This is a genomic window from Achromobacter sp. 2789STDY5608621 (assembly GCF_001299375.1).
In the GTDB taxonomy this organism is placed as follows: Bacteria; Pseudomonadota; Gammaproteobacteria; order Burkholderiales; family Burkholderiaceae_B; genus Achromobacter; species Achromobacter insuavis.
On record NZ_CYTU01000016.1, the window covers coordinates 28,937 to 51,099 of the forward strand.

Genomic DNA, 22,163 nt, shown 5'->3' on the forward strand with positions numbered 1-22,163 from the left:
TGCGCGCTCAGATGCGCCGCGCCGACCATTCGCCCTTGCCGGCGGCGCTGCCCTGGATGGTGGTGCCGTTGACTTCCCCGGTGTAGCGCACGCCGTCGGCGGTGAACGAGATGGTGCGGCCGTCCATGCGCGCGTCCGAGATCTCGCTGGAGCCGAGCTTGCCCGACAGCATCTGGTACTGCTGTTCCAGTTGCAGCGTGCGGCCGCCCACCTGCCAGCGGCCGTCGACCTTGGCCGGCACCACCCACAACAGCGCGTTGCAGTAGGTCTGGCAGGCCTCGGTCACGGTCTCGGAGGCATCCGGCTCCCAGTCGCCCATGCGGAAGGTGTTGGACACGATGCGGGTGCCCGGCGGCAATTCCAGCAGCTTGGGCCGCAGCTTCTCGTTGATGGTCGACAGCAGGAACATGGTGATCACATCGGCCTGCGACAGGTCGGTCTCGAACAGGTCCGCGACCTCGAACGTGGCGCGGCGGGACATGCCGGCCTTGGCCGCGTTGCTGCGCGACAGCGCCACCAGGTCGGGGTTGTACTCGATGCCCTTGGCGGTCAGGCCGCGCTGGGCGGCGGTGATGACGGTGCGGCCGTCGCCCGAGCCCAGGTCCATCAGCCGGTCCTGCGGCGTGACCTGGGCCATGTCGAGCATCTTGTCCACCAGCGTCTGCGGGGTCGGCACCCAGATGACGTCCTTGCCGTCCTGGCCGACGTCGGGCACGTAGCCTTCGGCCGCGGCGGCCTGGGGTGCGGCGGGAGTGCCTGCGCCGGCGGCGCGGGCCTCGGCCAGGATCGACAGGGACAAGGCCAGCGCCAGCGCCGATGCCATGATGGTCCAGCGGCGGGCGGGCGAGAGGGACGAATGGGCACGTTGCATGATGAAGACTCCTAGGGCGAAGAAAAGCGGGATGGGCGGCTCATTGCGGGTCGCGCCTGTCCGGGGCGCGCGTCTCGGCGGGGCGCAGCAGCCGCAGCATCGGCACCCCCAGCACCAGCACGCCCAGGCCGATCAGGGCCCCGGCGCCAGCGTAGGCGGCGCTGGAATAGACCAGGCCGGCGCAGGTCAGCGCCAGCAGGGCCGGGGTCAGCGGATACAGGGGCACGCGGAACGGCCGCGGGCGCGCCGGGTCACGCTGGCGCAGGCGCCATACCGACGCGGCCACCAGCAGCATGAACAGCCAGAACACCGGCGCGGTGTAGGCCACCATGGTCTGCACCGCGTTGTGGCTGAAGGCGCCCACCGCCAGCAGGGCCAGGGTGATGACGCCCTGCGCCAGCAAGGCGCTGACCGGAGTCTCCTTGCGTTCGTTCCAGCCGGCCAGCGCACGCAGCCGCGGCACGTCGCGGCCCAGCGCGTAATAGACGCGGGCGCCGGTGATGATGGTGCCGTTGATGGTGCTGAGCGCGGTGGCGCAGATCACCAGGCTCAGCAGGGCGGCGGCATAGGGGCCGGCGGCCAGCTGCATCACCGCCGCGCCCAGCGCCGGCGTGTCGCGCAGGCCCTGCAGGCCGAACAGTTCCAGCAGGGCGAGATTGGTCAGGAGATAGGCGCCGGTCACCACCACGGTGCCGATCAGCAGCACCCGCGCCATGTTGCGGCCGGGATTGCGCAGCTCGCCGCTGAGATAGGCGGCCTCGTTCCAGCCGCCGTAGGTCAGCAGCACGAACACCATGCCCATGCCCATCAGTCCGGCCGGGTTGCCGCCCAGCGGCGCCGGCGCGGGCGCGGCGGGCGAGGCGGTGAACAGGGCGGCGCCCAGCACCGCCGTCAGCGCCACCAGCGTCAGGATCGTGAACAGCCATTGCAGGCGCTTGGAGTGGCGGGTGCCGGCCACGTTCAGCGCGGTCAGGCCGATCACCGACAGCGCCGCGTGCACGGTGGCCCCATGCGTGCCGAGCGGCAGCAACTGCTGCGCGTAGTCGCCATAGATGAAGGCCACCACGGCGATCGCGCCGGTCTGGATCACGGTGCAGCGCGCCCAGGCGAACAGCAGGCCGACCCGCGGCCCCCAGGCGCGCGACAGATACAGGTATTCCCCGCCAGCGCCGGGATAGGCCGCGCCCAGCTCGGCATAGCAGAGCGCGCCCACCAGCATCACCAGCCCGCCCGCGGCCCAGTAGGCCAGGTACATCGCCTCGGACGTGGCGTGCTGCGCCACCAGCGGTGGGAAGCCGAAGATGCCGATGCCGATCACCACGCCCACCAGCACCACGGTCGCATCCATCACCGACAGACCGGGCGGGCCGAGCGCGTGCGCGCCCGCGCCGCTCCCCGCGCCGGCTGCACTGGGGCTGGGGCGCAAGGAAGGGGGCAAAGGCGGCATCGAAGTCTCCCGGGGATCGCCAGCGCACGGGCGTGCGGCGTGCCAGGCGTTCATCCTGACAATAGGCTGAATAAAGAGTGACCCCGGGCGGGGAAGGAAAGTTTCTACGGGATTTCCCGTAGCCGATGCGGGCCGCGGTCAGGCGCGGGACGAGCCCCCGCCGGGAGGCGGGCCCGCGAAAGGGCTTACTGCTTGGGCGAAACCGGCTTCAGGCGCGACGGCACTTCGTCCAGATCGCTGCAGACGGCCAGCACTTCGGCCGGCTTCTTGCTCAGCGACAGGTAGACGTGGCCGATGCCGCTGTCGAAATAGGCGGACTCCAGCCGGTTGAGCACCACGCTGTCGCCGTTCTCGAACTGGATGCGCACCTTGCCCGACAGCACCAGCGCGAACTCCTGGCCGGGGTGGCGGATGTAATCCTCGAACTCGACCACCTTGCGCGAATCGATCAGCGCCAGCATGGGCATCATCTTCTTGCCCGGGTATTCGCCCATCAACAGCCGGTAGTGGTAGTTGTCGGTGGCGTAGTCGCGGGCGTCGCTGAGCTTGTTCTTGACGTAGGTGGGCGCGACCTCGGCCTGGGGCGCGTCGCCCAGCATGAACATGCGCGTCATGTCGATGTCCAGCGCCCGGGCCAGCGCGGCGAACTTCTCGTAGCTCAGGGCGATCTGGCCCAGTTCGGCCTTGGACAGCGTCGATACCGCGATGCCGCTGGCCTGCGACAGTGCCTGCAGCGTCATTTTCCGGGCCTTGCGCTCGGCGCGCAGGCGGGCGCCCATTACTTCCTTGCCCACGATGTCGGGTGGGGCCGTCTTGCGGGTAGGGGCCATGTAGCGGTCTGGGCGTCTAGGGGTTTGGGAGGGAAAGCGGACGGGGCCCGCAAGCCCCGCCGCGCATACGCCGGATTGTATAAGGGGGCGCCGGTCAGGCGGGCGTGCGCGCCAGCACCCGGCCGGCATGCTCGCCGGTGAAGGCCTGCTCGCGCCAGACGGGCACGCCGTTGACATAGACCGAATGGATGCCGGCGGCGCGTTCGGTCGGCCGCTCGAAGGTGGCGGTGTCGGCCACGGTGGCCGGATCGAACACCACCAGGTCGGCGAAGTAGCCCGGCCGCAGCTGCCCGCGCTCGGCCAGGCCGAAGCGCTGGGCGGTCAGGCCGGTCATCTTCCAGACCGCCGTTTCCAGCGGGAACAGGCCCAGGTCGCGGGCGTAGTGGCCCAGCACCCGCGGGAAGGTGCCCCACAGCCGCGGATGGGGGCGTTCGTCGTGCGGCAGGCCGTCCGAGCCGATCATGGTGGGGCCGAACGCCAGGATGCGCTGCACGTCGGGCTCGTCCATCATGAAATAGATCGCGCCGGCCGGCTGCAGCTCGGGCACCACGTCGTACTTGGACTTGCCGCGCTCGGCCGCGACCTCGTCCAGGTCGCGCCCGCTCAGTTCGGGGAAGGGCTTGCACCAGGTGATGATGGTGCGGCCGGCCAGCAGCACGCGGTCCTGCTTGAGCATGGTGGAGCCGGCCACGTAGGGATAGGCGTCCAGCGACACGTCCTGGCGCGCCATGGCCGCTTCGATCAGCGGCAGGGTTTCGCGCGAACGGCCGAAGTTGGGCTGGCCCATGACCTTGTGGTGCGAGATCACCACCGGCACGTCCAGCTCGCGGCCGATGCGGAAGGTTTCCTCCAGCGCCGCCACGATGTGCTCGCCCTCGTCGCGCATGTGGGTGGCATAGATGCCGCCATGCGTGCTCAGGGGGCGGCAGACCTCGATGATCTCCTCGGTGGTGGCGCGCGCCGCGGGCGGGTAGAAGGCGCCGGTCGAAATGCCGATGGCGCCGCTGGCCATGGCTTCCTCGGCCAGCGCGCGCATGGCGTCGATCTCGGCGTCGGTGGCTTCGCGCTGCAGGTCGGGCATGACGGCGGCGCGCAGCGTCGAGTGGCCCACCATGCAGGCGGCATTGACCGCCGCGGGCGTGGCGCGCAGGGCGTCCAGGTAGTCGGCGAAGCGGGCGAATTGATAGGAGCCGCCTTCGTCCAGCAGGTCCAGCGGCGCCGGCGGGTTGGCGTGCGCCAGCGGCGCCAGGCTGATGCCGCAGTTGCCCGTGACCACCGTGGTGACGCCCTGCGAGATCTTGGGCGTCATGTCGCGGCGCTTGAGCAGGTAGTTGTCGTCGTGGGTGTGCGAGTCGATGAAGCCCGGCGCCAGCACCTGGCCGGCGACGTCGATCCGGTGGCGCGCGGGGGCGTCCGACAGGTCGCCGATGGCGGCAATGCGGTCGCCGCGCACGCCGACGTCGGCGCGCTGTCCGGGGGTGTTGGCGCCGTCGATGACGGTGCCGCCGACGAACAGGTAGTCAAAGGGCTGCGATTCGGATGAAGTCATGGGATCTCCGGTGAATGTCGAGGCGGCTCAGGCGAAATGGCAGGCGACCAGCTGGCCGGCGCCGACCGGGCGCGCCACGGGCGTTTCCTGGGCGCAACGCGCCTGGGCCTGCGGACAGCGGGTGCGGAAGGCGCAGCCGGACGGCGGCGCCAGCGGGCTGGGAATCTCGCCCTTGAGCACCGCCACCGGGGCGCGTTCGCCGCGGCGGGCCGAGGGCACCGCGGCCAGCAGGGCGCGGGTGTAGGGGTGGGCCGGGTGGTTGAAGACCGCGTCGCGGGTGCCGGTCTCGACGATCCTGCCCAGGTACATCACCGCCACGTGGTGGCTGATGTGGCGCACCACGCTCAGGTCGTGCGAGATGAACACATAGGTCAGGCCCAGGTCGCGCTGCAGGTCCATCAGTAGATTGATGACCTGTGCCTGCACCGACACGTCCAGCGCCGAGACCGGTTCGTCGCAGACGATCAGGCCCGGCTCCGGCGCCAGGGCGCGCGCGATGACGATGCGCTGGCGCTGGCCGCCGGAGAATTCGTGCGGATAGCGGTCGGCCGCGTCCGGCCGCAGGCTGACCCGCGCCAGCAGTTGCGCCACGCGCTCGCGGATGGCCTCGCGGCCATAGCCGAAATTGCGCAGCGGTTCGCCGATGATGTCGCGCACCCGCATGCGCGGGTTCATCGACGAAAACGGGTCCTGGAAGATGAACTGCATCCGGCGCCGCATGGCGCGCAGCTGGCTGCTGTTCATGCCCGCCAGGTCGGCGCCTTCGAGCAGGATGCGGCCCTCGGTGGGGTCGGTCAGCCGGACCAGGCATTTGCCGGTGGTCGACTTGCCGCAGCCAGACTCGCCCACCAGGCTCAGGGTCTGGCCGCGCGCGACCGACAGCGACACGCCGTCGACCGCGCGCAGCACCTTGCCGCCGTCCACGGGGAAATGCTTTTTCAGGCCGACCACCTCCAGCAGGGGGGCGGACGGGGCGGATGCCGCGGCGGCGGCGGGGAAAGGCGCATCGTGCAGGTTCATCGCGGGGCTTGCTCCATCGTGGCGGCCGGCGCGGCCTGGCGCGCCCAGCACCAGACGCGGTGGCGGTCGCCGCTGGCGACCTCGGGCGGCGTCTCGTCGGCGCAGCGCGGCAGGGCCTCGCGACAGCGCGCGGCGAAGGCGCAGCCGCGCGATTCGGGCGTCACCACCGGCACGATGCCGGGCAGCTCGGCCAGGCGGGCGGTATGGTCCTGGCCGTCGACGAAGTCGGGCAGCGAGCGGATCAGCGCCTGGGTATAGGGATGGGCGGCATGGTCCAGCACGTCGTCGACGCTGCCTTCCTCGACCTTGCGGCCGGCGTACATGACGATGACCCGCTGGCACATCTGCGCCACCACGCCCAGATCGTGGGTGATCAGCACGATGGCGGTGCCCAGCCGCGCCTGGATGTCGCGCAGCAGGTGCAGGATCTGCGCCTGGATGGTGACGTCCAGCGCGGTGGTCGGCTCGTCGGCGATCAGCACCTTGGGCTGGCACGCCAGCGCCATGGCGATCATGGCGCGCTGGCGCATGCCGCCGGACAGCTGGTAGGGGTATTCGTGCACGCGCCGCGCCGGGTCGGAGATCTGCACCAGTTCCAGCAGTGCCTCGGCCTGCTTCATGGCCTCGCGCCGCGACAGGCCCTGGTGCAGCATCAGCGGCTCGCTGATCTGGCGGCCGATCGTGAACACCGGGTTGAGCGAGGTCATCGGCTCCTGGAAGATCATCGACAGCTGGTTGCCGCGCACGGCCCGCATGGCCTTCTCGGGCAGGGCCAGCAGGTCGCGGCCGTCGAATTCGACGCTGCCGCGCGCCACGCGCCCGGGCGTGCGCAGCAGCCGCATGATGGACAGCGACGTGACGCTCTTGCCGCAGCCGGATTCGCCGACCAGGCCGAGGGTCTCGCCCGGCATCAGGTCGAACGACAGGCCGTCCACGGCCAGCACCGTGGTCTCGTCGCCGTCGAAACAGGTGGTCAGGTCATTCACTTGCAGGACAGGTTGGGATGGCATGCGCGCTCCTACAGCTTTTTCGCCAGGCGCGGATCGAGCATGTCGCGCAGCCCGTCGCCCACCAGATTGACGGCCAGCACGGCCACGCCCAGGAACAGGCCCGGATACAGGATGATGTGGAACGCCACCGCGACGAAGTTGCGGCCCTCGGCCATGATGTTGCCCCAACTCGGGGTCTGCGGCGGGATGCCCACGCCCAGGAAGCTCAGCACGGCCTCGGTCAGGATGGCCGAGGCGGCGATGAAGGTGGCCTGCACCATCAGCGGCGCGAACAGGTTGGGCAGGATGTGGCGCAGCAGGATGGCCGGCACGCGGGTGCCGGCGGCCACGGCCGCCTCGATATAGGGCTGTTCGCGGATGGTCAGCACCAGGGCGCGCACCAGCCGCACCACGCGCGGCACCTCGGGCACCACGATGGCCACGATCACGGTGCCCAGGCCGCCCTTGAGCGTGGCCATCAGCGCGATCGCCAGCAGCACGCCGGGAATCGCCATCAGGCCGTCCATGATGCGCATGATCAGGGCATCCAGGCGGCGGAAGTAGCCGGCCAGCATGCCCAGCAGGACGCCGCCCGCGGTCGACACCAGCGCGACCACGACGCCGACCAGCAGCGACACCCGCGCGCCCCACAGGGTGCGCGCATAGACGTCGCGGCCCAGCGCGTCGGTGCCGAAGAAGTGTTCGGCCGACGGCGGCTTCATGCGCGCCATCGGGTTGATGTCCTGCGGATCGACCGCGGTCAGCCAGGGCGCGGCCAGCGCGATCACCGCGAGCGCCAGCAGGATGGCGCAGCCGATGTACAGCATCGGATGGCGCCGCAGCGAGCGGGCGGCGCGGCGCCAGCGCGGGCGCGGCACGGCCAGGGGCAGGGTGGTGGTGGTCATGGATCGCCCCTCTTCAATAGCGGATGCGCGGGTCGAACAGGCGGTAGCTCAGGTCGACCAGCAGGTTGATCAGCACGTAGATGCCCGAGGCCACCAGCAGCACGCCCTGGATCACGGGGTAGTCGTGGCGCAGCACGGCGTCGATGGTCAGGCGGCCCAGGCCGGGAATGGCGAACACGGTTTCGGTGACCACCACGCCGCCGATCAGCAGCGCCACGCCCACGCCGATGGTGGTGACGATGGGATTGGCGGCGTTCTTGAGCGCGTGCCAGACGATCGGGCCGGCCGCCAGGCCCTTGGCGCGGGCGGTGCGGATGTAGTCTTCCGACAGCGCCTCCAGCATGGTGGCGCGGGTCATGCGGGTCAGCAGGGCCATGTACACCAGCCCCAGCGACAGACAGGGCAGCACCAGGTGCCGCAGATACGGCGCCAGGCCGTCGGCCAGCGGCTTGTAGCCCTGCACCGGCAGCCAGCCCAGCTTGATGGAAAAGCCGTACACCAGGCTGTAGCCGATCAGGAACACCGGCACCGAGAACGCGCAGACCGCGCCGACCATCACCAGCCGGTCGAGCCACTTGCCGGCGTTCCAGGCCGCCAGCACGCCCAGCGGCAGCGCCGCCAGCACCGCGAACAGCATGGTGAAGATGGCGATCGACAGCGTCGGGCCCATGCGCTGGCCGATCAGTTGCGCCACCGGCATCTGGGTGGCGATCGAGGTGCCCAGGTCGCCCGTGGCGAGATGGCCGACCCAGATGCCGAACTGCAGCAGCAGCGGCTTGTCCAGGCCCAGGTTCTGGCGGATTTTCTCGACGTCCTCGGTGGTGGCGTTGTCGCCCGCGATCACCGCCGCCGGGTCGCCCGGCGACAGGTGGATCAAGAGGAACACCACGACCGCGACCACGGCCATGACGGGTATGACGGCCGCGATGCGGCGCAGAATGGTTTTCACGCTGGGTTTCCCCCCGGCCTGACGCGGCGCGCACGGGGCGCTGGGCGGCGGCCTGATTGTCCAGGGGCGGGGCGCGCGTGGCGATCACGCGCGGCCCCGCGCCGCGTTATGGTTTTTCCACGTTCCACATCACGGGGATGCCGGTCTTCATCAGCTCCGTGTGCGACAGCCCGCGGATCGCCGACACCGGCTTGAATTCGCCCCACATGACGTACGGCACCGACTCGTAGGCGCGCGCCTGCAGCCTGGCCGCGATGTCCTTGCGCCTGGCGGCGTCGGGTTCCTGGATCCACTGCGTGCGCAGCGCGTCCAGTTCCTTGTCGCAGGGCCAGCCCGGCAGGCTGTTGCCGCAGGCGGCCGACAGCCAGGGGTTGGTCAGCGGCGTGCTGGCGTCGTAGTAGCCGCCCCAGGTCAGGAACAGGCTCCAGCCGCCTTGCTCGGGCGGGTCCTTCTTCAGGCGGCGCGCCGCCAGCGAGGCCCAGTCCATGGATTGCAGGTCGACCTTGAGGCCGGCCTTCTTCATGTTCTGCGTCAGCACCATGACGGCGGGCGCGCTGATGTGGTCGGTCGGGTACAGCACCACGATCTTCTCGCCTTTGTAGCCGGCCTCCTGCAGCAGCTGCTTGGCGCGCGCCAGGTCGGGCTTGGCATAGGGCGCGGCGCCGGCGTCGGTGGCCAGCGGCGAGCCGCAGATGTAGAGCGTGGCGCAATAGTCGACGCGGTACTTCTCCGGGTAGCCGATGGCCGCCAGCATTTCCTTCTGGCTGAACAGGTAATACAGGGCCTGGCGCGCCTGCGGCTTGTCGAACGGCGGATGCAGCGCGTTGACGATGGCCATGCCCTGGGTGGCGACGGATGTGTTCAGGGTGATGGCGGGGTTGGTCTCCAGCACCGGCAGGAAGTCGGGCGTGGTCTGCTCGATCATGTCGACTTCGCCGTTCATCAGCGCGGCGGTGGCGGTATTGCCGTCGGGGATGTAGATCCACTCGATGCGGTCGACCTTGGCGACCTTGCCGCCGGCCAGGCCGTCGGCCGGTTCGTTGCGCGGCACGTAGGCCGGGTTCTTGACGTAGACCACCTTGTTGCCCGGCACCCACTCATCGCGCTTGAACAGGAACGGGCCGGAGCCGACCATTTCCGTCACGGGCGTGTTCGGGTCGGTCTGCGCCAGGCGCTTGGGCATGATGAACGGCGGCATGCCCGACGGCTTGGCGAGCGCGTCCAGCACCAGGCCGAACGGCTGCTTGAGCGTCAGCGAGAAGCTGTCGGGGCCGGTGGCTGCCATTTCGGCGCCCGCGGCCATCAGGGCCTGGCCCATCGTGTCCTTCTTGGCCCAGCGCTGCAGCGAGGCGATGCAGTCCTCGGCGGTCACCGGGGTGCCGTCGTTGAACTTCAGCCCCGGGCGCAGCTTGAAGGTCCAGGCCTTGCCGTCGGGCGAGGCGGTCCAGCTTTCCACCATCTGCGGCTTGGGCTGGCCCTGGCTGTCCTGCGCGAACAGCGTGTCGAACACCATGTAGCCGTGGTTGCGGGTGATATAGGCGGTATTGAACAGCGGGTCCAGCGTCTTCAGGTCCGCGTGCGGCACCATCCGCAGCGTCTTGGTCTGGGCCTGGGCCGGCTGGCCCGCGGCCAGGCCGCAGGCCAGCAGGGCGGCGGCGCCCAGCAGGCTGAATCGTTTCATCATGGTCATCCCCTTGTTTTGTCCGGTTGCCTGCGTGGGCAATGGTTGGATATCAGCCCTTGAAGGGCCATTTCGGCAACTTGCGCTTGGTGAACGGCAGCGCGTTGTAGTCCTGCGTGATGGCGCCGGGCGTCTCGACGTAGATGACGTGGCGGCCGAGCTTCGAGTACGAGGCGTAGAAGTGCTGCGACGACTTCGGGATGACCAGCTTCATCGCGCCCAGATCGACGCCGAACTGCGTGAACAGGTCGGTGTCCATGGCCTGGGTGCGGTTGGTGGTCATGACGATGGTCACGCCCTGGCTGCGCACCACGGCCACGTCGCCCAGCAGCGCGGGCGTGCCGGCCAGCCCGGTCATGATGGCGTCGCGCTTGAGCGCGACGATCTCACAGGCCAGGTCCAGCGGCTGGCCCGACACCGGCGCCACCTTGCCGCCGATGCGCAGCGAGATCTGCGCGCCGTCGCCGGCCTCGAAACAGAGCTGCACCGCCACCGGGTCCCAGAACGGGCCGGTCGCCACGTCCTGGATGCCGCGCGCCAGCACGCGTTCCAGGATGAAGGTGGCGTCGCTGGGCGCGCCGCCGCCGGCGTTGTCGGCCGAGTCGGCCAGCACCACGGGGAAATCGGCCAGCGCCAGCGCCTGGTCCAGCGCGTCGTCGGCGCCGGGGTAGGGCGGCGCCAGCTGGTCGCGGAAACCGATGATCTCCTCGCCCAGCGCGCGCGCCAGCCGCTCGGCCTGGCCGGCGTCGCCGTCGGTGTAGACCAGCACCTTGGAGCCCATGTCGGGCGTGTCGCCCCACGGGAAGCCGTGCGCGATCGACACCGACAGCACGCCTTCCTTGCCTTCCATCGCCAGCAGGCGGTCGACGAAGCCGCGCATCGGCTCGCGGCTGGTGTGCATGATGGAGATCATTTCGCAGTCATAGACCGCGCGGGCCGGCTTGATGCGGCCCTCGGCGCGCGCCACGCACAGGTCGACCAGGTCGTAGGCACGGTCGAGGATGTCGGTGTGCGGATATTCCTTGAAGCACACCAGGAAATCGGCGCTGTTCACCATGGCGTCGGTCAGGTGGCAGTGCGGATCCAGCTCGGCGCCGATCACCGTGTCCGGGCCGACGATCTCGCGCGCCCGCCGCAGCAGGTCGCCTTCGCAATCGTCATAGCCGTCGGCCACCATGGCGCCATGCAGGCCGAACAGCGCGATGTCGACCTTGCCGGCGCGGCGCAGGTCTTCCAGCAGTTCGTCGCGCAGGGTTTCGTAGGCGTGGCGGGTGGTCAGGCCGGCCGGGGTCGCGCCCGCCGTCATGCCCTCGATCAGCGTCCAGTCCTTGCCCTGGGCGCGCTGGCGCGCGGCCCACAGGGGACCGGAGAACATCTGCATGCGGTCCGGGTGCTGGCCGGCCGGGTAGTAGCCGCGCGACCGATAGGCCGACAGGCCGGTCGGAATGGGGGAGAAGGTGTTGGTCTCGGTCGCCAGGGACCCGGAAAAAATCTTCATGCGATCGCTCCGTTCTGGATGGTTGTCGGTCTGTACGCTTCAGTCCTGCCCGATATACGCCTGCACTTCGATTTCCACGTCGACGTTCAGGGCCAGCGCCGACGCCACCGTCGAACGCACCGGCAGCGCCGCGCCGAAGAATTCCTTGTAGACCTCGTTGAAGCCCGCGAAATGGCCCATGTCCGACAGCCACACGGTGGCCTTGACCACCTGGTCCAGGCGCGCGCCGCCGGCCGCCAGGCTTTCGACGATGCGCTCGCAGGCGGCGCGGGTCTGGGTCTGGATGTCGCCGCGCACCACCTCGCCGGCGGCGCTCATCGGCACCTGGCCGGACAGGAACAGGAAGCCGCCGGCCTTCACGGCCCGCGAGAACGGGAAGGGCAGGCTGCTGGGCAGGCGCTGGATGGCTTGGCTCATGGAACGGGCTCCTATCAGGATGGGGAAAAACGGGCCGGCGACAGGCGCGCGGGGTCGACGCCCTGCGCGGTCAGGCTGGCATTCAAGGGCAGGTCGAGCAGCAGGTCGGCGGCCAGGCGCGAGACGCCGGCGGCGGACTGGATGCCGTAGCCGCCCTGGGCCGCCAGCCAGAAGAAGGCGGGCGTGGCGCTGTCCCAGCCGATCACGAAATCGCCGTCGGCCACGAACGAGCGCAGGCCGGCCCAGGTGTGGCGCGGGCGGCGGATGGTCAGCGAGGTGGCCGATTCGATGCGGTAGATGCCCGTGGCCACGTCCAGTTCCTCGGGCACCACGTCGTGCGCCGGCACCGGATCGGCATTGGCGGGCGAGCCCAGCAGCTGGCCGGCGTCGGGCTTGAAATAGAAGCTCTCGTCCACGCCGACCACCGCCGGCCAGTGCGCGAAGTCGACATCGTCCGGCCCGGTGAAGGTGAAGGCGGTGCGGCGGCACGGCTGCAGGCCCACCGGCCGCACGCCGCACAGCGTGGCGGCATGGTCGGCCCAGGCGCCGGCCGCGTTCACCAGCACCCGCGCCCGCAGCGATTCGCCGCCCGCCAGCGTCAGGGTCCAGGCGCCGTCCGCGTAAGCGGCCGCCATCAGTTCGGCGTGGTTGCGCAGCACCGCGCCCTGGCGCGTCATGCCGCGCAGGAAGCCCTGGTGCAGCGCATGCACGTCGATGTCGCGGGCGTCCGGTTCCTCGATGGCGCCGCACAGCTGGTCCGGGCGCAGGCACGGCACCCGCGCCATGGCCTGTTCGGCGTCGATCAGCGTGACGTTGGGCGACTGACTGCGGAAATCGTCGTAGACCTCCTGCAGCAGGTCCTGCTGGCCGGGCGCGGCGATGTACAGCACGCCGCGCGGGCTCAGCAGGGGATGCTCGCAGAAACCCTGCGGCGGATGTTCGTAGAAATCGCGGCTGGCGCGCGTCAGCGCCTTGATCTGGGCGGTGCCGTAGGTCTCCATGAACATGGCGGCCGAACGGCCGGTGGAGTGGTAGCCGGGCTGCGCCTCGCGCTCCAGCACCACCACGGAGGCGGCCGCGCTCAGGCGGTAGGCCACGGAGGCGCCGGCGATGCCGGCGCCGATGACGGCGTAATCGTAGGTTGTGTCTGCGGCCATTTTGTCGGAAGCGAGAATTCTCTTATTTGATAATTCTCGAATACGATAGTTGGTCGGGATGAGGCGGGTAATTGGGGTTGTCCCGAGGACGGATCGCCGGGCCGCGTAAAATCGCGGGCATGCTTCCCACTCAAGTCATCGTTGCGCTGCTCGTGCTGCAGCTTGCCCTGGTCGTTCCGCTGGTCGCCGTCGTGATCCAGCTGCTGCGTTGGTGTCACTGGTATTTCCGGGCCGATCCGCAGACCCGCGGCGAACGCCCGCATTTCACCGGCCCGGCGCTGGCGCTGCTGTTCAGCGCGCTGGCCGCCAGCGACTTCATCGGCTACGAGCCGTTCCCGACGCTGTCACGCTTGAATCCGGTGCCGCTCGAGGCGCGCGCCTATTTCACGGTGGCGATGCTGGCGCTGGCGGTGTGGTGCTGGGCCTATGCCGGCGCCATTCGCGAGCGCGTGCGCCGCTGGTTCTGACCGTCACGCAACCCGGCGGGCAGGAGGTGAAGACCGCCGGCGCGGCGGTCGACTGACCGGCGCGGCGTTGCTGGCGGTCCGGGCCGGCCGGGGCCGGGAGGACCGCGCCAGCGTCGCGGTCCTGGCCGCTACAGCGCTGGCTTGACCACCATCAGGAAGTACACCGCGACCATCGCGATGAACGCCGGATAGCCCAGCCATTCCCACCAGCGCGCGAATCGCCAGTAGCGCGGCGGCAGCGCCGTGGCGCCGTCGGCCTGGGCGCTGGCGGCCATCCTGGCCATCTCGTACTGCAGCCACACCACCGGCAGCCAGCAGGCGCCCGCCAGCAGATACAGGCCGATCGACAGGCCGATCCACGGCGTGCTCCAGTGCCAGCCGGCGGCATGCGCCAGCCACAATCCGGACAGCGGCTGGACCACCACGGCCGGCGTGGTGAACCACAGGTCGGCCCGCACCACCAGCTTCGAGACCGCCGCGATGGCCGGCACCGAGCCGGTGCGGTTGGCGAAGAACAGGTAGAACGCCGTGCCGAAGCCGGTTCCCACCAGCAGGACGGACGACAGGATGTGCAGGGTCTTGATCGTGAGATAGGTATTCATGGCTGGGTTTCCTCGCAGAGCAGGATGAACAGGAGCGCGATGACGGCGGCGTTTTTCAGCAGCGGGCCGAAGGGATGCCACAGGAATTCCGGCAGCGCGATGGCGATCACCGCGGAATACGCCAGCACCAGCGCGAGTTGCGCGGCCCATAGCCGCCGCCCCGGCCGCCACAGCGTGGCCAGGCCCAGCGCGGCGTCCAGCGCCGCGGCCAGGTAGAGGGCCGCCAGGGCCGCCGATCCGTGCAGGCCGACCGGCGCCAGCAGCGCCAGGCTGCCCGCGACCGGATAGACGAAGGCGCTGCACACGGCGGTCCAGAGCCAGATCAGCGCCAGCGCGCCGCGCAGCAGCGCGGGCCGCCAGGCCGCCAGGGCCTGCTGGCGCAACGCGGGCGCCTCGGCGGCGGGGATGAAGGTCTCCAGCCCCGCCGGCATCCGCCCCAGCGCCCGCGCCGTGGCGGACGGGTCGGCGCTGTTGCCCGCGCGCAGCATGCGCCAGGTGTCGCGCGTCAGCAGCGAACCGGGCACGCGATCGAGCAGCACGGCGCCGGCGCTGATCAGCGCGCCGGGCACGGCGAGGGTCCACGCGGCGGGGAACCCCAGCAATTGCCGGTAGGTCGCCAGCATGCGCTTGAAGCTGACTTCGGCGCCGCCCACCAGGTCCAGCACCGCCGGGGCGTCCGCCGCGCCGCGCACCAGCCGGACAACGACCTCGGCCAGTTCGTCGACGTGGATCGGCCGCAGCGCCTGCCGTCCGCCGGCGGGCAGCAGATGCAGCGGCAACGACGCCACGGCGCGGAAAAAGCGCGCCGACGAGCCGTGCGCGCCATAGACCAGCGCCGGCCGCAGGATGTGGTGCGCGATCGGCAAGGCGCGCAGATGGTCGTCGGCCGCGCGCTTGCTCTGGAAGTAGGGGGTATCGCCGCGCTGCGCGCCCAGCGCCGACAGTTGCAGCACCTGCCTGACGCCGGCCTGCGCCGCGGCGTCGAACAGCGCGATCGGCGCGCGGCGGTGGATGCGGTCGAAATCGCGGCCGCCGCTTTCGACCAGGATGCCGACCGCGTTGATGACGACGTGGATGCCGCGCAGGCGGTCCATCCAGTCGGCGGGGGCCGTGTCCGCCAGATAATCCACCGCGATCTCGTCCTGCCGCCGGGGCTGGCGCACGCCCCTGAGCACCCGGTGGCCATCGCGCGCCAGGGCCTCGCACAACGCCCGGCCGATGAAGCCGTTCGCGCCGCATACCAGGATGTTCATGGATTCCGCCCTCCGTGAGTCTGCATCATCGATTCTTTAGTTTCTGATATTTCTGTAAAGACAGAAATATGTGGACAAAAAAAAGCGGGATCGAGGTCCCGCCATGTCGTCAGCCCTTGGTGCGGCGCATCGTCTTGCTGATCTTCGCGCCCATGCCGAGCGTCTTCATCAGGGTGTCGGGCTTCATGCGCAGCATCTCGTCCGACCAGGTGGTGAGGATCTCGAGGAAATCCAGTGTCTCGCGCACGCGCTGCGCCGTGAGCGGGGTTTCGTCGGCCATCTCGGGGCTGGCCAGCGTATCGCGCAGCATGGTCAGCGTGGGATCGATCTCGCGTTGGCGCCGGCCCTCGACGATCAGCTTGAACAGCTCCCAGATGTCGGTGGAGGTTTCGAAGTGGTCGCGCCGGTCGTCCATGACGTGCACCACCTTGGCCAGGCGCCAGGCCTGCAATTCCTTGAGGCTGTTGCTGACGTTCGAGCGCGCCACGCCCAGGGTCTCGGCGATTTCCTCTGCCGGCGCGGGGCGGCCCAGCAGGTAGAGCAGGGCGTGGATCTGCGCCACGGTGCGGTTCACGCCCCAGCGCGAGCCCATTTCGCCCCAGTGCAGGATGAAGCGTTCGGCGATCGGTGTCAGTGTCATGCGGCCACTGTAGGTATTTCTGTTATTTCTGTCAAGACAGAAATAACAGAAATGAATTCGATCCGCTAAGCTGGCGCCATGAACCAACAAGACTACCAGGCAGCGCTGCGGCGCGTGCTCGATGCCCACTCCGACCGCGCGCTGCGCACCCTTCAAGGCCTGTTTCCGCGCCTGCCCGAGAAGGCGCGCGAGATCCAGTTCGGCATCTTTCCGGACCAGGACGGCGAAGGGACTTTCTCCATCGTCATCGGCCTGGATGGCCCCGACCTGTACGTGCTGAACAAGGCCATCGAAGGCCATCGGCACCTGTTCGACGTGGTGCACAAGGCAAGCGGCGTATCGCCCAAGGTGCCGCTGTTCGCGCGCGAGCCGGGCTTCTGCGTGCAGGACGCCATCGCCGACACCGCGGCCGATTGGCTCGAAGCGCTGTGGGAGCAGGGCGGCCGCGCCGTGTCGCCGCTGCCGGCCTGCATCTATGCGGACGAGGATTACGGCGCCACCACGCCGCGCAGCCTGGCGGCGGACGCGGCGCGCTGAACCTTACTGGCTGGCGTCGGCCAGCGCGCGCTGCACCGCCGGCCGCGCCGCGACCCGCGCCAGGTAGGCGCCCAGCTTGGGGAACCGCGCCAGGTCGACGCCGTCGCCTTCCAGCCAGCTGCCGATGGTGTAGAGATAGGCGTCGGCCACGCTGAACTGTTCGCCCAGCGCCCACGGGCCGGCGATCTGCGATTCCAGGTAGGCGGCGCAGGCCGTCATGGTCTCGGGCACCTTGGCGCGCATGGCTTCGTGCGCGGCCGGGTCGTCGGCCCAGCGCGCGCCGCGCCGCTTGTGCGCGTGCGCCACGTGGGCGGTGGAGGCCAGATAGCTGTTCAGTTCCTGCAGGCGCGCGAAGGCGTAGGCGTCGCCCAGCGGCGCCAGGCTCGCCTGGGGAAAGGACTGCGCGACGAAGGCCAGCAGGGCCGGCGTCTCGGTCAGGACGCCATGCTCGGTGGCCAGCGCCGGCACCCGGCCCTTGGGATTGACGCGCAGGTATTCGGGGCTTTGCTGCTGTCCGGCGCTGAAGTCCAGCTTGACGACCTCGAAGTCGGCGCCGGCTTCATGCAGGGCGATATGGGTGGCCAGGGCGCAGGTGCCCGGCGCGGTGTAGAAGGTCCAGCGAGACATGGGTGTCCTCAGGTGGCGAAGCGAAAGGGGAACAGCCATTATCGCCAGAACCGGCGCCGTTGGGCGGCGTTATCTTGCCGGCGGCCGGCCGGCCCGAGGCGCGGCGGCCTCAGCGCGCGCGAGCGGCCAGCGGCGTGCGCGCCAGGAAACGCTCGAACGCGGCCAGGTAGGCCATTTCGACCGCGCTCAGCTTGCGCTGCCGGTGCCAGGCCAGGAACACGTCGATCTCGGCCACGCTCTCGTTGGGCGGCAGGCGCCGCAGCTCGCCGTTGACCACGTCCTGCACGATCAGGTGCTCGGGCAGGAAGCTCAGGCCGATGCCGGCCACCACCATGCGCCGCACTTCCTCGATATGCGGCGAGGTGCCGACGATGCGCCCGGTGAAGCCCTGCTGGTCGCGGAAGATGGTCAGCGGCGACAGCGTGTCGCCGATCTGGTCGCTGGCGAAACAGACGAAATTCTGGTCCATCAGGTCTTCGATGCCGACGCGCGGCCGCGAGAACAGCGGATGACGGCGGCCGCACACCACCGCGTAGTGGTGGCGCAGGAACAGCCGGCGCTCCAGCGCCTCGACCGGCTTGCGGCACAGGCACAGCCCCAGGGCCGGCACGCGCTTGGAGAGCGCGTCGAGGATGTCGGCGCTGGGCAGCACCTCGATATGGAACTCGATCTTGGGATGGCGCTGGTGGAAGTCCGCCAGGAAATCGTCGTAGGCCGCGCTCTGGATGCGGCTCATGACCAGCAGCCGCAGCGTGCCCGCGACCTCGTCGCGTTCCTGCGAGGCGGCGGTCTCGATGCGCGCCATGGTGCCGTACATGTCGCGGGCGACGGCGTAGATCTCTTCGCCCAGGCCGGTCAGGCGGAATTCGCCGTTGCGGCGATGCAGCAGCATGCCGCCGACCGCGTCCTCGAGCCGCTTGAGCGCCTGGCTGACCGCCGGCTGGCTCAGGTGCAGGGCCTGCGCCGCCCGGCCCACGCCGCGCGCCTGCACCACGAACATGAAGGTGCGCAGCAGGTTCCAGTCCATGCGCTCGGGCGCGAGCGAGAGGGTATTGGCGGGTCGGGCGGGGGCAGAGGACATGGGTGGCCGGGGCGATGGCTGCGAAAGGGGCGGGCCGGCGCCCGCCGCCGCGGCCCCGCGCCTGGATTCAGGCGCCGGCCAGCCCCGCGAAGAAACGCGCTGCGTTGGATTCCAAGCCCTCGATATAGTAGCCGCCTTCCTGCACGATCAAGGTCGGCAGCTTCAGGCCGGCGACCTCGCGGCCGAGCCGCTCGAAGCCGTCTTCCGTGACCGCCACCATGGCCTGCGGGTCCTTCTCGAAGATGTCGAAGCCGAGCGACAGCACCAGCGCATCAGGCTGGAATTGCTCGATCGCGGCGCGCGCCTCGCGCAGGCGGTCGAAGAACACCGACTCGGGCGAACCGTGCGGCATCGGCAGGTTGAGGTTGTAGCCGTAGCCTTCGCCCGCGCCGCGCTCGTCCTCGAAACCGGCCACCACGGGATAGAAATTCTCGGGGTCGCCGTGGATCGACACATACAGCACGTCGCTGCGCTCGTAGAAGATGTCCTGGATGCCCTGGCCGTGGTGCATGTCGGTGTCCAGGATGGCGACGCGGCCGAAAGTGTCGCGCAGGCGTTGCGCGGCGATGGCGGCATTGTTCAGGTAACAGAAGCCGCCGGCCGCGTCGCGGCGCGCATGGTGGCCGGGCGGGCGGCAGATGGCGTAGGCGTGGCGGTCGCCGGCCGCGATGCGGTCGGCGCCGGCGATGGCGCACTGCGCCGACCAGTAGGCCGAGTGCCAGGTGTGCGGCCCCACCGGGCAGCTGCCGTCGGCCAGGTAGCGCGCGGCCTGCGCCAGCACGCCGCGCAGCGCGTTGGGTTCGCGCACGAAGACGTTGGAGACGACCTCGTCGCCCCAATCCTCGGGCAGCTTCTTCCAGTCGGCGTGGGCGTTCTGCAGGAAGCGCAGGTAGGCGGGCGTGTGCACCGCCTCGAGCGCGGCGCTGCCGTGGTCGGCCGGCGCCTGCACGTCGAAGCCCAGGGCGCGCGCGGCATGCGCCAGCGCGTCCAGGCGCGACGGCACTTCCTGCGGCGTGCGCATCTTGCCGCGCGAGAAGTAGGTCTGCGGATGGTGCAGTTTCTGGTCGTCGTGGAAGTACGCCTTCATGCTTGTTGAACCTCGGGTTGGAGTTGGACATGGCGCTGGCGATAGGCGCCCAGCGACAGCACGGATACCAGCGACAGCAGCGAGATCGCCGAGAACAGCAGCGCCAGCGGCCACCACTGGCCCTTGAAATTCTCGGCCAGCACCGTGCCCAGCATCGGCGTCAGGCCGCCGAAGATGGCGCCCGACAGCTGGTACGCCATGGAGATCCCGGTGTAGCGGATCGCCGTGGGGAAGCTGTCGCTGACGAAGCCGGCGATCACCGCATAATAGGCGCCCATGAACAGCACCGCCACGCCGATGCCCAGCGTGATCGCGCCGAGCGAGCCCAGGTCCACCAGGTTGAACATGGCGTAGGGCGTGAAGACCGAGATCAGCGCCGTGGCGCCCAGGAAGCGCAGGTTGCCGACGCGGCTGGCGATATACGCCGCCAGCGGCGTAATGAAGAACTGCATGATCGACACCACCAGCAGGCAGTCCAGGATGACCGCGCGGTTCAGGCCCACGTATTGGGTGGTGTAGGCGATCATGAAGGTGCTGGTGAAATAGAACCCGGCGATGCCCAGCACGTTGGCGCCCACGGCCAGCGCCAGCAGGCGCGGCGCGCCCGTCAGCACTTGCGCCAGCGGCGCCCGCGCCGGCTTGGCGCGCTTGGCCTGGGCCTGCTTTTCCTCCAGGAAGTCGGGCGACTCGTTGACGCTCAGGCGGATCACGAAACCCACCAGCAGCAGCACCGCCGAGAACAGGAACGGCACGCGCCAGCCCCAGCTGAGGAAGGCGGCGTCGTCCAGGCCGGTCACCAGCTTGAACATCAGCATCGACAGGATCAGGCCCGCCGGACTGCCGAGCTGCGCGAACGAGGCGAAGAAGGTGCGTTTGCTCTTGTCGGGCGAATGCTCGCCCGCCATCAGCACCGCGCCGCCCCATTCGCCGCCCACCGCCACGCCCTGCACGATGCGCAACAGCACCAGCAGCACCGGCGCCCAGACGCCGATCGAGGCATAGGTCGGCAGCAGGCCGATCAGCACCGTCACGGTGCCCATCATCAACAGCGTGATGACCAGCGATTTCTTGCGGCCGATGCGGTCGCCGATGTGGCCGAACAGGGCGCCGCCCAGCGGCCGCGCGAAGAAGCCCACGGCGAAGGTGCCGAAGGCGGCCAGCGTGCCGTAGAAGCCGGTGGCCGACGGGAAGAACAGTTTGCCGAACACCAGCGCGGCGGCGGTGGCGTAGATATAAAAGTCGTACCACTCGATCATCGTACCGATGAATGCGGCGGTCGACGCGCGCACCGGCTGGTGGCCCGTCTTGGTATTTCCCCTCATGAATTTTCTCTCTGTAGATGGATTGAGGTTGCTGCGTAGATCGTTATACGCGCGTCCCTGCCATAAGAAAAATTCTGAATTCTTATCCGCGAAATTCAGCGAATTTATGAGTGGAAACCCTAGTGTTGAGCGACGATGCGCGCACGGGGCCGTGCAGCGCGTCAGCGCGCCGGCCGCCAATCCGGCTGGCAGTTGGCCGCCGGGCGCAGCTCGTTGGCTGCCGCCAGGCGCAACGACGGCTTGGCGCCGGCCGCATAGACCAGATTGCGCGCCCGCCACACGGCCAGTTCGGTGTAGGGCACCTGCGCCGACGAGGCGCCGCCGGTGCCCCAGAAGTCCATGCCGGGCGCGTCGAGGCAGACGTCGCGCGCGGCCACGCTGGCCAGTTCGCGGCCCGTGGCCAGGTCCACCGCGCGAAAGCGCAGCGCCGTGGGCCGCGCGCGCAGCTCGGCGGCGATCACCACCGGCGTGCCGTTGGCCGTCTGGCCCATGCTGGCCGGCTTGACCGTCTGCACCTCCTGGCCGCGCGGCACCAGCAGGAAGGCCACGCCGTTGTCGATATCCAGGAGGCGGCCAGGGCCCAGCTTGACGACCTGGAAGGGCTCGTGGCGGATCAGGGTGGTTTCATACCAGGCGCTTTCGTAGCGGGTCCAGCCGGGCTCGCCGGCGTCCAGGAACACCAGGCCGCCCATGCTGTCGCCTTCCTTCTGCACCGGGATGTCGCGGATGCGCAGCTCGCCGCCGCCGACGTCCAGGTACAGCAGGTTGCCGTGGCCGGCGGTGCGGGTGACGAAGGCCAGCACGCCATTGGGATTGATGGCCTTGGCGGGGCCGCAGAAATAGTCGCGCGCGCGGCGCGGATCGTCAGCGGGCAGGAAGCGTTCGCCCAGCTTGACGCCCTTGCCGCAAAGCGGCTGGCGCTGGTAGGTCAGGGTGTATTGGCTGGCGTTGCGCCGTCTGCCTTCCTGGTAGTCCTGGAAGCCGATGTCGGTTTCCTCGACGCGCAGCCCTTTGTCGTTGTAAATGGTGCGGGCCTGCAGCGGCCCGGCCATGGCGGCCAGGGCCAGCGACAACAGGGCGGGGGCCAGGAACCACCGCGGGCGAGCCAGGGGATTGCGCATGTTTCTTGTCATCATCCTATAGCCGATGGGGCACCTTAGCACAATGACGGAGGCGGCCGACCCGCGCCGGAAAGCGCGCGGCCGGGCGGCGGCGGGTGCGACCGCACCGGCCG

General features: G+C 69.6%; 22 protein-coding genes. 2 read left to right on the forward strand and 20 right to left on the reverse strand.

The features are described 5' to 3' along the window. Positions 1–7: 7 nt before the first annotated feature. The 12 genes from AOZ53_RS16735 to AOZ53_RS16790 form a co-directional block, all read right to left on the reverse strand. The gene (locus AOZ53_RS16735) at positions 8–871 is read right to left on the reverse strand and encodes an SAM-dependent methyltransferase (RefSeq protein WP_082385658.1); all 864 of its coding nucleotides are present in this window, start codon (positions 869–871) and stop codon (positions 8–10) included. A 40-nt stretch (positions 872–911) separates the two neighbouring features. Continuing rightward, positions 912–2,219, reverse strand: coding sequence for an APC family permease (locus AOZ53_RS16740; RefSeq protein ID WP_054488562.1), 1,308 nt, complete (start codon positions 2,217–2,219; stop codon positions 912–914). A gap of 284 nt (positions 2,220–2,503) precedes the next feature. Beyond that, positions 2,504–3,148: a helix-turn-helix domain-containing protein gene (locus AOZ53_RS16745; protein ID WP_054430376.1), complete on the reverse strand. Its 645-nt coding sequence runs from the start codon at positions 3,146–3,148 to the stop codon at positions 2,504–2,506. A gap of 94 nt (positions 3,149–3,242) precedes the next feature. After that, positions 3,243–4,697 (reverse strand): N-acyl-D-amino-acid deacylase family protein, encoded by a 1,455-nt coding sequence (locus tag AOZ53_RS16750; protein ID WP_054488564.1) that lies wholly within the window; start codon positions 4,695–4,697, stop codon positions 3,243–3,245. A 27-nt stretch (positions 4,698–4,724) separates the two neighbouring features. Beyond that, positions 4,725–5,717, reverse strand: coding sequence for an ABC transporter ATP-binding protein (locus tag AOZ53_RS16755; protein ID WP_054488565.1), 993 nt, complete (start codon positions 5,715–5,717; stop codon positions 4,725–4,727). After that, positions 5,714–6,727, reverse strand: coding sequence for an ABC transporter ATP-binding protein (locus AOZ53_RS16760; protein WP_054430379.1), 1,014 nt, complete (start codon positions 6,725–6,727; stop codon positions 5,714–5,716). The genes AOZ53_RS16755 and AOZ53_RS16760 overlap by 4 nt, the downstream gene beginning before the upstream one ends. Positions 6,728–6,735: 8 nt before the next feature. Beyond that, complete coding sequence (locus tag AOZ53_RS16765; RefSeq protein WP_054430380.1) at positions 6,736–7,611, reverse strand: ABC transporter permease; 876 nt, start codon at positions 7,609–7,611, stop codon at positions 6,736–6,738. Between the two features lie 13 nt (positions 7,612–7,624). Beyond that, a complete protein-coding gene (locus AOZ53_RS16770; RefSeq protein WP_156333410.1) occupies positions 7,625–8,560 on the reverse strand; it encodes an ABC transporter permease in 936 nt (311 codons plus the stop codon). A 106-nt stretch (positions 8,561–8,666) separates the two neighbouring features. After that, complete coding sequence (locus AOZ53_RS16775) at positions 8,667–10,244, reverse strand: ABC transporter substrate-binding protein (protein WP_180188910.1); 1,578 nt, start codon at positions 10,242–10,244, stop codon at positions 8,667–8,669. Positions 10,245–10,293: 49 nt separating this feature from the next. Continuing rightward, the gene (locus tag AOZ53_RS16780) at positions 10,294–11,739 is read right to left on the reverse strand and encodes a M81 family metallopeptidase (RefSeq protein ID WP_054430381.1); all 1,446 of its coding nucleotides are present in this window, start codon (positions 11,737–11,739) and stop codon (positions 10,294–10,296) included. A 39-nt stretch (positions 11,740–11,778) separates the two neighbouring features. Further along, a complete protein-coding gene (locus AOZ53_RS16785) occupies positions 11,779–12,156 on the reverse strand; it encodes a RidA family protein (protein ID WP_054430382.1) in 378 nt (125 codons plus the stop codon). Positions 12,157–12,170: 14 nt separating this feature from the next. After that, a complete protein-coding gene (locus AOZ53_RS16790; RefSeq protein ID WP_054430383.1) occupies positions 12,171–13,313 on the reverse strand; it encodes an NAD(P)/FAD-dependent oxidoreductase in 1,143 nt (380 codons plus the stop codon). Positions 13,314–13,432: 119 nt separating this feature from the next. Between AOZ53_RS16790 and AOZ53_RS16795 the strand changes: the two genes are divergently transcribed. Beyond that, positions 13,433–13,780 carry a hypothetical protein gene (locus AOZ53_RS16795; RefSeq protein ID WP_054430385.1) on the forward strand — a complete coding sequence of 116 codons (348 nt, stop codon included), beginning with the start codon at positions 13,433–13,435 and terminating at the stop codon, positions 13,778–13,780. A gap of 128 nt (positions 13,781–13,908) precedes the next feature. Here the strand turns inward: AOZ53_RS16795 and AOZ53_RS16800 are convergent, their stop codons facing one another. The 3 genes from AOZ53_RS16800 to AOZ53_RS16810 form a co-directional block, all read right to left on the reverse strand. Then, positions 13,909–14,382 carry a DUF2269 family protein gene (locus AOZ53_RS16800; RefSeq protein WP_054488567.1) on the reverse strand — a complete coding sequence of 158 codons (474 nt, stop codon included), beginning with the start codon at positions 14,380–14,382 and terminating at the stop codon, positions 13,909–13,911. Then, positions 14,379–15,635 carry an SDR family oxidoreductase gene (locus AOZ53_RS16805; protein WP_054488569.1) on the reverse strand — a complete coding sequence of 419 codons (1,257 nt, stop codon included), beginning with the start codon at positions 15,633–15,635 and terminating at the stop codon, positions 14,379–14,381. The genes AOZ53_RS16800 and AOZ53_RS16805 overlap by 4 nt, the downstream gene beginning before the upstream one ends. A 109-nt stretch (positions 15,636–15,744) precedes the next feature. Beyond that, entirely contained in the window at positions 15,745–16,275 is a 531-nt protein-coding gene (locus AOZ53_RS16810; protein ID WP_054430399.1) for a GbsR/MarR family transcriptional regulator, read from the reverse strand. A gap of 78 nt (positions 16,276–16,353) precedes the next feature. Between AOZ53_RS16810 and AOZ53_RS16815 the strand changes: the two genes are divergently transcribed. After that, positions 16,354–16,812, forward strand: a complete 459-nt coding sequence (locus AOZ53_RS16815) for a DUF6389 family protein (protein ID WP_054488571.1) — start codon at positions 16,354–16,356, stop codon at positions 16,810–16,812. 3 nt (positions 16,813–16,815) lie between these two features. Here AOZ53_RS16815 and AOZ53_RS16820 read toward each other — a convergent pair whose 3' ends face one another. The 5 genes from AOZ53_RS16820 to AOZ53_RS16840 all read right to left on the reverse strand — a co-directional run bounded on the left by AOZ53_RS16820 (position 16,816) and on the right by AOZ53_RS16840 (position 22,050). Then, entirely contained in the window at positions 16,816–17,439 is a 624-nt protein-coding gene (locus AOZ53_RS16820) for a glutathione S-transferase family protein (protein WP_054430401.1), read from the reverse strand. 109 nt (positions 17,440–17,548) lie between these two features. Then, positions 17,549–18,520 carry a LysR family transcriptional regulator gene (locus AOZ53_RS16825; RefSeq protein WP_054488573.1) on the reverse strand — a complete coding sequence of 324 codons (972 nt, stop codon included), beginning with the start codon at positions 18,518–18,520 and terminating at the stop codon, positions 17,549–17,551. 67 nt (positions 18,521–18,587) lie between these two features. After that, positions 18,588–19,607: a histone deacetylase family protein gene (locus tag AOZ53_RS16830; protein WP_054460618.1), complete on the reverse strand. Its 1,020-nt coding sequence runs from the start codon at positions 19,605–19,607 to the stop codon at positions 18,588–18,590. Next, positions 19,604–20,929, reverse strand: coding sequence for an MFS transporter (locus tag AOZ53_RS16835; RefSeq protein ID WP_054430403.1), 1,326 nt, complete (start codon positions 20,927–20,929; stop codon positions 19,604–19,606). Before AOZ53_RS16835 ends, AOZ53_RS16830 begins: the two co-directional genes overlap by 4 nt. 161 nt (positions 20,930–21,090) lie before the next feature. After that, positions 21,091–22,050 carry a hypothetical protein gene (locus AOZ53_RS16840; RefSeq protein ID WP_054488575.1) on the reverse strand — a complete coding sequence of 320 codons (960 nt, stop codon included), beginning with the start codon at positions 22,048–22,050 and terminating at the stop codon, positions 21,091–21,093. Positions 22,051–22,163: the final 113 nt, after the last annotated feature.

Bases quoted from the DNA above. Each gene is read 5' to 3' on its own strand.
- AOZ53_RS16775 (WP_180188910.1), bottom strand. From the start codon at position 10,244: ATGATGAAACGATTCAGCCTGCTGGGCGCCGCCGCCCTGCTGGCCTGC.
- AOZ53_RS16830 (WP_054460618.1), bottom strand. From the start codon at position 19,607: ATGAAGGCGTACTTCCACGACGACCAGAAACTGCACCATCCGCAGACC.
- AOZ53_RS16825 (WP_054488573.1), bottom strand. From the start codon at position 18,520: ATGTCCTCTGCCCCCGCCCGACCCGCCAATACCCTCTCGCTCGCGCCC.
- AOZ53_RS16780 (WP_054430381.1), bottom strand. From the start codon at position 11,739: ATGAAGATTTTTTCCGGGTCCCTGGCGACCGAGACCAACACCTTCTCC.
- AOZ53_RS16790 (WP_054430383.1), bottom strand. From the start codon at position 13,313: ATGGCCGCAGACACAACCTACGATTACGCCGTCATCGGCGCCGGCATC.
- AOZ53_RS16795 (WP_054430385.1), top strand. From the start codon at position 13,433: ATGCTTCCCACTCAAGTCATCGTTGCGCTGCTCGTGCTGCAGCTTGCC.
- AOZ53_RS16755 (WP_054488565.1), bottom strand. From the start codon at position 5,717: ATGAACCTGCACGATGCGCCTTTCCCCGCCGCCGCCGCGGCATCCGCC.
- AOZ53_RS16840 (WP_054488575.1), bottom strand. From the start codon at position 22,050: ATGCGCAATCCCCTGGCTCGCCCGCGGTGGTTCCTGGCCCCCGCCCTG.
- AOZ53_RS16800 (WP_054488567.1), bottom strand. From the start codon at position 14,382: ATGAATACCTATCTCACGATCAAGACCCTGCACATCCTGTCGTCCGTC.
- AOZ53_RS16815 (WP_054488571.1), top strand. From the start codon at position 16,354: ATGAACCAACAAGACTACCAGGCAGCGCTGCGGCGCGTGCTCGATGCC.
- AOZ53_RS16805 (WP_054488569.1), bottom strand. From the start codon at position 15,635: ATGAACATCCTGGTATGCGGCGCGAACGGCTTCATCGGCCGGGCGTTG.
- AOZ53_RS16750 (WP_054488564.1), bottom strand. From the start codon at position 4,697: ATGACTTCATCCGAATCGCAGCCCTTTGACTACCTGTTCGTCGGCGGC.
- AOZ53_RS16745 (WP_054430376.1), bottom strand. From the start codon at position 3,148: ATGGCCCCTACCCGCAAGACGGCCCCACCCGACATCGTGGGCAAGGAA.
- AOZ53_RS16765 (WP_054430380.1), bottom strand. From the start codon at position 7,611: ATGACCACCACCACCCTGCCCCTGGCCGTGCCGCGCCCGCGCTGGCGC.
- AOZ53_RS16810 (WP_054430399.1), bottom strand. From the start codon at position 16,275: ATGACACTGACACCGATCGCCGAACGCTTCATCCTGCACTGGGGCGAA.
- AOZ53_RS16785 (WP_054430382.1), bottom strand. From the start codon at position 12,156: ATGAGCCAAGCCATCCAGCGCCTGCCCAGCAGCCTGCCCTTCCCGTTC.
- AOZ53_RS16740 (WP_054488562.1), bottom strand. From the start codon at position 2,219: ATGGATGCGACCGTGGTGCTGGTGGGCGTGGTGATCGGCATCGGCATC.
- AOZ53_RS16820 (WP_054430401.1), bottom strand. From the start codon at position 17,439: ATGTCTCGCTGGACCTTCTACACCGCGCCGGGCACCTGCGCCCTGGCC.
- AOZ53_RS16760 (WP_054430379.1), bottom strand. From the start codon at position 6,727: ATGCCATCCCAACCTGTCCTGCAAGTGAATGACCTGACCACCTGTTTC.
- AOZ53_RS16735 (WP_082385658.1), bottom strand. From the start codon at position 871: ATGCAACGTGCCCATTCGTCCCTCTCGCCCGCCCGCCGCTGGACCATC.
- AOZ53_RS16835 (WP_054430403.1), bottom strand. From the start codon at position 20,929: ATGAGGGGAAATACCAAGACGGGCCACCAGCCGGTGCGCGCGTCGACC.